A 9,380-nucleotide genomic window follows, 5' to 3' on the forward strand; every position below is an offset into this window, starting at 1 on the left:
GAGCTTATGATAGCCAATAATTAGAGGTGTTTATGTCAATTTGGTTTGGTCAATATGATCTAGAAAGTATCAATGCAAAGGGAAAAAATAGTATGAGTGGCAATCTAGGAATAGAAGTGTCCCGTATTTTTGAAAATGGAATTGTTGGAGAGATGCCGGTCTCTGAGAAGACAAAACAGCCATTTGGCCTTCTTCATGGAGGTGCTTCATGTGTTTTGGCCGAAACACTAGGAAGTATTGCTTCAAATATGATTATTGATACTGATCTCTTCGCAGCGGTAGGACAATCAATTAACGCCAGTCATATCAAAAGTGCAAGTGAAGGTGAAGTTAAGGGAGTTTGTACTGCCATTCATATTGGAAAAAAGAGCCATGTTTGGGAAATCAATATTTATAATGAAGAAGACGAAATTGTTTGTGCTAGCAGACTTACGATGGCAATTATCAAAAAGAACTAGTAGTAATGATAGATAAAACGATTTCAATACTTCTAGTTGAAGATACTAAATCAGTTAGCGAGCAAATGATTAACGATTTAAAACTATTAGGGTTCAGCGGAGAGATACGTCTTTGTGAGACAATAAAAGACTCTAAAATAGCCCTTTCTAGGAAAATGTTTGATTTAATTATTTGCGATTGGAACCTTCCTGATGGAGAAGGTGTGGAGTTGCTAAAGCTTCTTAGAGAAAATCCTAAAGGAAAAGAGATACCGTATCTGATGTGTACAACAGTGGATGAAATTGGAAAGATTCTCGAGGCCGTTCAGCTAGGAGCAAGTGAGTACCTAGTAAAACCTTGGACTCAAGAAGAGCTTTTCTCTAAGATCGAATTCACTTGGTCCAAGCATCATTAGTCGGTAATGACAATAAAGTCAGCGTAGAATCCATAGTTTTGGTTTTCTAAAAGAAAATCTTCTTGAAACATTTCTGTGTTTGTAAGTTTGATTGTTGTAACTTGCTCAGAACTAATTTTCTTAAGTCGAGCGACAGTTCCATCATAAAAGTCAGTATGAAAAGAACCTGCAATAATAAAGCTCAGTCCTAAGTGAGAAGTATTGGCCTTGTCAGACATAACTGAATCTGTAAGACATTGAGCAAGAAAGTATTTTTGAATCATGTCTTCTGGTGCGTGTCCGCCCATGGCCTCTCTAAAGCGAGAAAGATAATCATCTCCTCCAAGATAGTGGTGAGATGGAACAAATATTGGGTCTATTGAATCTATTCCTCCTTCCATGGCCTGTTTCTTTATTTCTCTAGGTAAGTTCAGTGCGATCGGGGCTCTTCCTGTTAGTGCAGTTAGCTCTAAAATTGGAGTATAGGAAATATTTTGTTTGCCCGATATCTTTGTTACAAACTCTTCAGCGCTAATTGAGCGTTTAAGAAATTGTTGATAAGTTGAATTTATATTTTCCTGATCAGTGAAATTAATAAACTCCCACATAATCTGAGCAGTGCTGTAAGCATCTTCGGCCTTAATTTTGTCTTTAATGATTTTTGCTTGTGCGCTTTGAATCTCTTTAATATTATGAAATTCCCCAAGTACGATATGTCCAGCATCAGGTAATTGAGTTATGAATCTTTCGTATTCAATATAGTCTCGAGTTTGAGTATTGTAGACAGCTCTAATCGCCGCAAAAGAATTAAGTGTAAGTAGAAATGCAAATAATATTTTCATATAAACCCTAAAATGCTGCTAGATAAAGTGCTGCTCCAAAAACTTGTTCGTCTTTAATAATATTGGAAGTTGTTCTCTCATCAGTAGAGTCGTTAATAACCGTTTCGGCATAGACTTCAAACATAGTTTTTCTATTTAGAAATACTATTATTGCTGGATGAATAGTCGTGATCTCAACATCTTTTTTCTCGTAAGAAAACTTTCTATAACTGAAGTGGTCACCAGTATAGATTTTATGACGATACTTTAGTTCAGCATTAAACATAAACCTATTCGTGAATAAGAATGAGCCTGAGACATAAATTCTATCTTCTTTTGCTAAAGTTCCAGCTGTCGCTCTGTTTCGATCATAATAGTGTCTTCTAACTTTTACTTTTGTTCCTAGTCTTCTTCCGAAGCTCTTTTTAAAAATAGCTTGAGGAATAAAAGCTCCGTTAAAGCCCCACATTTCTTTTATATCTGAGTCCATGACCCAATAGTTTTTAAGCTCTAAGTTCATGGAAACAAAGTGGTCTTTTTGATTAAGTATATTCTTTCTTCGATACATGACTTCACCAAGTTCCCAGTATGCCATATTTCGAATATTTTTATCGTAGCGTTCCCATACATGAGATGCATATAGACGAAACTCGTCATTCTTTGATGCTCTATAAAGAAGTGAATTTTTTAAAGTAGAGTATAGACCGTTAGTTTCTTTTGAATCAAAGCTCTTTGTTTGTTCTGCAGATAAAACGAATTCTAGGGAAAATAAGTCCGTTAGTTTCTTTGAAGAACTAGGTGCGAGTTGCGCTGTAGAAGTACTTTGGGCCGCAAATGTTTTTAAAGTAAGAAAAGTGAAAATGACAAAAGCTTTAAACATAGAAAACCTATTTCTTTATTGTGTTTGATATGCCAAACTCATATCAATTCATTTTCAAAAAGTACAGGTTGATAAAAACTATGAAAAATAATTTTAAAGTAACAATCCCACTGGCCATCGTTATTACCCTAATTGCAGTGATTTACCAAAGAGCTACAGGCCCAACTTACCCAAAGAAGATAGATATTGGTTTCGATAGAGAGTCTCAGATTCGAGTTAAGTTACCAAGAAGTCAGGGGGGAGATATAGGTGCACCTATAGAAATTCCTAAAATGGAAGGTTTAAAGAGTGTAAAGCTTACATACAAAAGGTATCCAACTAACGATGAGTGGACTGAAGTATATTTAGAAGAGAAATCGAATCGTTTTTATACTGAACTTCCAAATCAACCACCGGCCGGTAAACTGACTTACTTCTTAGAGCTAGACTTTAATGGAAAAATTCAGCAATTTAACTCGAAAGAAGATCCTATTTACATTCGATATAAAGGTGAAGTTCCGACTTATATTCTTGCTCCGCATGTATTTTGTATGTTTCTCTCGATGCTCTTATCTGCTCTTGCATTATTTGAGTGCCTCTTTAAAACGGAAAGCTTTGTAAAGATAGGTAGGGTTACTCTTGCTTGTTTAATGTTTGGTGGCATGTTTCTAGGTCCTATAGTTCAAAAATTTGCCTTTGGAGTTTACTGGGCAGGTTTTCCTTATGATTGGGACTTAACAGATAATAAATTACTTGTTGGGGTACTTGTTTGGGTTTTTGCTGTAGCTATGACTTTTAAAAAGAAATTAAGATGGCCTGTGATGCTGGCTTCTATCGTTTTATTTTGTGTTTACTCAATTCCTCACTCAATGCAGGGAAGTGAATTTAATTATGAAAAAGGTGTCGTTGAGACTGATATCGATTAATTACACTTGGGGGCGACTTTTACAGCAGCCCCTTTTTCATAAACTAACTGGCCACCTAAGTGAGCAGTTTCAAATATAAAGTAATTACTAAAAATAAGTGTAAAAAGAGTTGCGATACTTAAGATGAACTTCTTTGTTTTGAAAATCTCGCTTAGAGATTCCATTACTAAGGAAGCAATGATGAGATAGAGAGCATAGTATCCTAGTTGTTCATGTTTTGAGATTAGGGCCAGCTCGCAAAACTCATTTTTAATAGCATCTGTTGCAATATCACCTAGGTATATTGTTAAAAGGTAGAAAAGAGGTGCGCTAAAGACTAGGCACCTAGTTACAAAATTGAATTTATGACTAAGTTCTCGATATTTAAGAAAGGTCGCAAGTTCAATAGATTTAGAGATCATTGCAAGAAAGAACATTGCAATTGGAAAATGAGAAATCATTGGGTGTAAAAGTTCATCTCTAATCAATATCATTGAATTTGTACCGCGTTAGTTATAAGTAATATTTATATTTTATACAGGAGAAATTGAAAATGGCCAAAATCATTTCTATTTTATTAATACTATCCTTGTCTCAAACAATTAGTGCGAGCTTTTACAAAGATGCTATTCAGTACTTAGCAAGCGATGAGCTTGAAGGCAGAAGAGCAGGTACTTCAGGAAATATTGAAGCAACAAATTATTCTATTTCAAAACTAAAAGAGTTTGGAGTTGAGAAATTTGCTGGAAGCTATACTCAAGACTTCACCATTTTCACAAAAATGATTAAAACGGGTGAGAACTTCTTAAAGAGCTCTCTTGGTGATGAGCTTCTTTTTGAGCCTATTTCCTCTTCTTTAAGCGGCTCTTTAGAGCATTCTGATATGGTTTTTGTAGGTTATGGAATATCTATTCCTAAGAGTGATCCTAATCTTATTTATGATGATTATGAGGGAGTAGATGTTGAGGGGAAAATCGTCGTGGTTATGACTGGCGATCCTGCCATAGGCAATCTTAACTCACCATTTAGGCATCCAGACTATCTTAATTACAGATCTCTTTTTTATAAGTTCAGTAACGCCGTAAACCATGGAGCTAAGGGTGTCATAGTTATAGAAAACCCTTTATCTCTTTCAAATTACCCATCTGAACCGGCCCCAATATTTAATCCTTCTGAAGGTGGTGGGAATAGGTTTTCTGCAATTGCAGGCTATGCGACTAATAAGTGGATCAATTCTATATTGAAACCTTTAAAAACAAACTCATTAAGTGCTCAGAATAAAATTGTAAAAACGGGCAGACCAAATTCATTTTATCTTCCTGGAAAGTATTCTTTGGCAGTAAATCTTAAGAAGAAAACAGGTCGTGTTTCTAATGTAGTAGGAGTTATTCCAGGTCAAGATGAAACACTAAAGAGTGAAGTTATTGTTATTGGCGCTCACTTTGATCATATAGGCCTTGGTGGTGAATCTTCTATGGACCCGCACGGCCATGGAAAAATTCACAATGGAGCTGACGATAATGCCTCTGGAACTGCAATGGTTTTAAAACTTGCAAAAGAGCTATCTAGAAAGAACTTAAAAAGAACGCATATTTTTGTTTTATTTAATGCTGAAGAAGTTGGGCTTCTTGGCTCTGCTCACTTTGTTGATATGTGGCAACGTCATGGGCAAGAATATGGAAGTATTAAGGCCATGCTAAACTTCGATATGATTGGAAGATATAAAGATGTTATTTCTGTTATGGGAGCGGCCACGTCAATTGAGTGGAGAGCTTTGTTAAATCCTCTAAGAAGTAATTTAAAATTTGAAATCAAAGATTCATCAGTTGGAAGTAGTGATCATGCTTCTTTTATTAAAAATAAGATACCTTCATTATTTCTAACTACTGGTGCGCATGAAGATTATCACCGTAGTACCGATACGGCCGAAAAGATTAATTACGAATCTCTTGAGTTAATTGAAAAGTATTCACTTGGCCTTGTGGCAAATCTAGAGAGAAATGAAGCTCCAGTTTTTAATCCTGATTACTCTGATGACGATGGAAGTGGTAGACAAAGGGGCTATGGTGCTCACTTAGGGTGCGTACCTGAGTTTGGTCAAAGTGATGATATTATTGGAGTTCTTTGCGTAAGAGCAAGCGATAATTCCCCTGCTATGAGTGCCGGAATTGTTTCTGGAGATATACTTGTTCAAATCGGAGATATTGAAATTAAGACAATATATGATCTAGCATTTGCTCTAAAGTATTATAGGGCCGGTGATAAAGTTGAACTGGGATGGAAAAGGGGATCTACTATTATGAAAAAAGTGGTGACTCTCGCTAAAAGTACTAGGCACTAGAAATTCTTCTCGGGGGTGATTCACATCCCCGAATCTTCTATAAAAATTAAATATTTATGCATTTTTTTCAAGTGATTTCAATTCACTTGAAAGGCTAGTTAAACAAGTGTATCTAGGTTAAAATACACAAATCAAAACTTAAAAAAGGTTCATAAATGCGTTTATCGACAGGTTTTTGGCAAACTTATAAAGAAGTTCCGGCCGATGCTGAAATTCCATCTCATCAATTAATGGTTAGAGCAGGTCTTATTCATAAAACTGGTTCAGGTCTTTATAGTTACCTGCCTTTTGGTTACAGAGCGATTAGAAAAGTAGAAAATATTATTCGTGAAGAAATGGATAGAGCTGGATGTCACGAGATTCTCATGAGTGTTGTAACACCAGGTGAACTTTGGCAAGAGTCTGGGCGTTGGGATGCGATGGGCGAACAAATGCTTAAGTTTCAAGATAAGGCATCTAGAGATTTATGTATCTCTCCGACAAATGAGGAAGCGGTAACTGATATTTTTAGAAAGACAGTTAAATCATATAAAAACCTACCGGTTACTTTGTATCAAATAAATACAAAATTTAGAGATGAGCTGCGGCCTAGATTTGGTCTTATGCGTGGTAGAGAATTCACAATGAAAGACGCGTACAGCTTTCATGCAGATAAGGCCTCTCTCGATGAAGTTTATGATAATTTATTCAAAGCCTATGAAGCAGTCTTTACTCGTGCTGGTTTAGAATTTAGTGCCGTAGAAGCGGATGCAGGCGCTATGGCCGATGGTGATCAGAAGACACATGAGTTTCAAGTGATAGCTGATACCGGTGAAGATGAGGTTATTTACTCTTCTGAAACTGGCTATGCCGCAAATATAGAAAAAGCTCAAACTAAAAGAGCAGATATTGATTTTAATTTCTCAGAAGATACTGTCGTTGAAATTCATACTCCTGGTAAATCTACCATTGAAGATGTTTGCAATTTTTTAGAAAAGCCTCAATACCATAGTTTGAAATCACTTGTTTATAAAGCAGCAACAGGCGATGAAGAAAAAACAGTTTTGGTTCTTCTTTTAGGTGATGACTCCCTCAATGAAATCAAATTAAAAGCATATTTGAAGTGTGAGACATTAAGAGCAGCCACAGATAGTGAGCTAGAAAACGATGGGTTTGTTAAAGGTTATATTGGCCCACATAATCTGACTATAGATGTACAAATTGTATTTGATCAGAGCATTAACTTAGATGCTTCGTATGTTGCAGGAGCTAATGCAAAAGATATGCACCATGGAAATATTATTCCTAGCAGAGACTCTAAACCTTTTACAATTGCCGATTTAAGAACTGCTTGTAAAGGAGACCTTACTCTCGATGGTAAAGGTGTCGTTGATATTCGTAGAGGTATTGAGGTCGGACATATATTTCAGCTTGGGGATAAGTACACTAAAGCTCTTGGTGTAAATATTCTAGATCAAAATGGAAAAACAATGCATCCGCTTATGGGTTGTTACGGAATAGGTGTTACAAGAGTTGTTGCTGCTGCAGTTGAGCAGCACCATGACGAAAAAGGAATTGTGTGGCCTATGGCACTTGCTCCTTATCATGTATATTTTGCAGAAATAACAAAGGCGCAAGAAAATAAAGAGCTAGCTGACTCTATTTATCAAAGCCTTTTAGATGTCGGTGTAGAGGTTGTTTACGACGATCGTAAAGCTGGACCTGGATTTAAATTTAAAGATGCAGACCTCTTAGGCTTACCAATTCAATTAATTTTTGGTGAAAGAGACTTTAAAAAGGATGGGCAACTAGAAATCCGTCTTAGAAAAACTGGTGAATCTTTTAAGGTTAAGCCTGAAGAAGTGGTTACAAAAATTCAAGAATTAATAGCGAGCAATATATGAGAGATTTAGATTTAATAGTAGGAATTCATAGTATTGCAGAAGCGATTCTTTGCCGTCCAGATTCTGTAAGAAAAATAATCGCTACAGATGAAGGGCTAAGAGACTTTAAAAAGAAAACTCGACTCAATAAAGAACTCAAGGATCACGACATTAAAATAGTATCTTCCCATGAGTTGCAAAAAACAGCTGAAACTTTTTATAAAGAAATTGAGCTAAGTTATCAAAGAGTTCCATCACAAATCTTTATGGTTGTTGACCCTGTAGAAACATATGACTTAGCTTGGCTTTATGAAGAATTAGAAATTAATAAAAGTTATAAAATACTATGTCTTGACCAGGTTACAGATGTCCATAATGCGGCGGCCATCATGAGAACTGCCGCTTTCTATGGCGTTGACTGCGTACTTACTGGAGCTAAAGGACACTTTGGAACAGGTCCGTCTTTTGCACGAATAGCTTCAGGAGCAATTGAGCACGTAAAGATTGTCATTTGCTCATCGTTGCCTAAAGCAATTACGAAACTTAAAGAGAATGGTGTTACTGTTATAGGCTTCTCTGAGCATGCATCAGAAGATGGTGATGGTCTTGTTAAGACTGAAAAAATGGCACTTGTTCTTGGTGCTGAAGATGTTGGAATGAGTAATGCTGTTGAGAGAGTTGTTGAACACAAAGTAGCAATTAAACCTCTTGGGAAAATAAAATCTTTGAATGTTTCTGTTGCCGGAGCTATCGCTATGGAGAGATGGCTTAAATAGGAAATATTTGAAAAAAGAACTTTTTTTAAAAAAAAGTATAAAAAAGTAAAAAAAGTGTTGATTTTAAGAGTTGAACCATTTATAAATTCAATCCTCGAAACAATTAATACAAAATCTTAACCAAGAGAATTGATTGTGTAGAGTGTGCTGGTTTAGCTCAGTTGGTAGAGCACCGGTTTTGTAAACCGGCGGTCGTAGGTTCAAATCCTATAACCAGCTCCATTTAATGGCGAAATTGCCGAGTGGCCAAAGGCAACAGACTGTAAATCTGTCGGGGTATCCCTTCGATGGTTCGAATCCATCTTTCGCCACCATCTTAATTTTCGCGAATTGAGTGGTGTATAAAATTCATAATTATGCGGGCGTAACTCAGTTGGTAGAGTGTCAGCCTTCCAAGCTGAATGTCGCAAGTTCGAACCTTGTCGCCCGCTCCATAAAAAACCCTCTTCTTGAAAGAGGGTTTTTTTTTGTTTTTTTTAATACTACTTTTCTTACGATGAATAGCTGTTGTAAGGTTAGCGAGAGAGAAAATTGTTTATGCTTACTTGGCTCAGTGGTAGAGCACTTCCTTGGTAAGGAAGAGGTCACGGGTTCAATTCCCGTAGTAAGCTCCATTTTCCTCTATAAACGGCCTAATATCGGACTAATTATATCCTTAAAATATCATTTTTTTTTAGCGAAAAGCCTTTAAGTGTTTGACGTTAGGCCCACCTCGTTGTATTTCATTTGCTAGATTTAAAGAAATGCGTGGGTATTCTACAAATTTTGGTTTTAGGGAAAGTTTTTTAGCTTGTCATGGAATCAAATTTCGCTGATACTTTGTACTCATTTTTGATATTAATATATATAAATTATATAACTCGTTTTTAGGAGCAAAGAATGGCTAAGGAATCTTTTGACAGAAGTAAGCCCCACGTAAACATTGGTACGATCGGGCACGTTGACCACGGTAAAACAACTTTAACAGCAGCAATTTCTGTAACA

At 36.2% G+C, this 9,380-nt stretch carries 10 protein-coding genes and 4 tRNA genes; 11 read left to right on the forward strand and 3 right to left on the reverse strand.

Going from position 1 to position 9,380, the window contains the following annotated elements; all coding sequences use genetic code 11:
* Positions 1-32: 32 nt before the first annotated feature.
* Together DPQ89_RS04655 and DPQ89_RS04660 are read left to right on the forward strand one after the other, a co-directional pair.
* Complete coding sequence (locus DPQ89_RS04655; protein WP_127715701.1) at positions 33-458, forward strand: hotdog fold thioesterase; 426 nt, start codon at positions 33-35, stop codon at positions 456-458.
* Positions 459-463: 5 nt separating this feature from the next.
* Positions 464-853 carry a PleD family two-component system response regulator gene (locus DPQ89_RS04660; RefSeq protein WP_127715703.1) on the forward strand — a complete coding sequence of 130 codons (390 nt, stop codon included), beginning with the start codon at positions 464-466 and terminating at the stop codon, positions 851-853.
* On the opposite strand, the gene DPQ89_RS04665 is transcribed toward DPQ89_RS04660, so the two are convergent.
* Positions 850-1,674, reverse strand: coding sequence for a ChaN family lipoprotein (locus tag DPQ89_RS04665; protein WP_127715705.1), 825 nt, complete (start codon positions 1,672-1,674; stop codon positions 850-852). The genes DPQ89_RS04660 and DPQ89_RS04665 overlap by 4 nt on opposite strands.
* 7 nt (positions 1,675-1,681) lie before the next feature.
* The gene (locus DPQ89_RS04670) at positions 1,682-2,533 is read right to left on the reverse strand and encodes a hypothetical protein (RefSeq protein WP_127715707.1); all 852 of its coding nucleotides are present in this window, start codon (positions 2,531-2,533) and stop codon (positions 1,682-1,684) included.
* Between the two features lie 80 nt (positions 2,534-2,613).
* Between DPQ89_RS04670 and DPQ89_RS04675 the strand changes: the two genes are divergently transcribed.
* Positions 2,614-3,438, forward strand: coding sequence for a hypothetical protein (locus DPQ89_RS04675; protein ID WP_127715709.1), 825 nt, complete (start codon positions 2,614-2,616; stop codon positions 3,436-3,438).
* Here DPQ89_RS04675 and DPQ89_RS04680 read toward each other — a convergent pair.
* Positions 3,435-3,911: a DUF2231 domain-containing protein gene (locus DPQ89_RS04680; protein ID WP_127715711.1), complete on the reverse strand. Its 477-nt coding sequence runs from the start codon at positions 3,909-3,911 to the stop codon at positions 3,435-3,437. The two genes, DPQ89_RS04675 and DPQ89_RS04680, sit on opposite strands and share 4 nt — an antisense overlap.
* Before the next feature lie 59 nt (positions 3,912-3,970).
* Between DPQ89_RS04680 and DPQ89_RS04685 the strand changes: the two genes are divergently transcribed.
* The 8 genes from DPQ89_RS04685 to DPQ89_RS04720 all read left to right on the forward strand — a co-directional run.
* Positions 3,971-5,758 carry a M28 family peptidase gene (locus DPQ89_RS04685; protein WP_127715713.1) on the forward strand — a complete coding sequence of 596 codons (1,788 nt, stop codon included), beginning with the start codon at positions 3,971-3,973 and terminating at the stop codon, positions 5,756-5,758.
* A 155-nt stretch (positions 5,759-5,913) separates the two neighbouring features.
* Positions 5,914-7,641, forward strand: a complete 1,728-nt coding sequence (locus DPQ89_RS04690) for a proline--tRNA ligase (protein WP_127715715.1) — start codon at positions 5,914-5,916, stop codon at positions 7,639-7,641.
* A complete protein-coding gene (locus tag DPQ89_RS04695) occupies positions 7,638-8,396 on the forward strand; it encodes an RNA methyltransferase (protein ID WP_127715717.1) in 759 nt (252 codons plus the stop codon). The genes DPQ89_RS04690 and DPQ89_RS04695 overlap by 4 nt, the downstream gene beginning before the upstream one ends.
* A 146-nt stretch (positions 8,397-8,542) precedes the next feature.
* A tRNA-Thr gene (locus tag DPQ89_RS04700) sits at positions 8,543-8,618 on the forward strand.
* Positions 8,619-8,624: 6 nt separating this feature from the next.
* Positions 8,625-8,710 (forward strand) — tRNA-Tyr (locus DPQ89_RS04705).
* Positions 8,711-8,754: 44 nt separating this feature from the next.
* Positions 8,755-8,830: transfer RNA gene (locus DPQ89_RS04710), tRNA-Gly, on the forward strand.
* A 105-nt stretch (positions 8,831-8,935) separates the two neighbouring features.
* Positions 8,936-9,010: transfer RNA gene (locus tag DPQ89_RS04715), tRNA-Thr, on the forward strand.
* A 265-nt stretch (positions 9,011-9,275) separates the two neighbouring features.
* Positions 9,276-9,380, forward strand: a 105-nt coding sequence (locus DPQ89_RS04720) for a GTP-binding protein (RefSeq protein ID WP_164848256.1), incomplete at its 3' end; no start/stop codon positions are given.

It is taken from the genome of Halobacteriovorax sp. HLS, from assembly GCF_004006665.1.
Lineage (GTDB): Bacteria > Bdellovibrionota > Bacteriovoracia > Bacteriovoracales > Bacteriovoracaceae > Halobacteriovorax.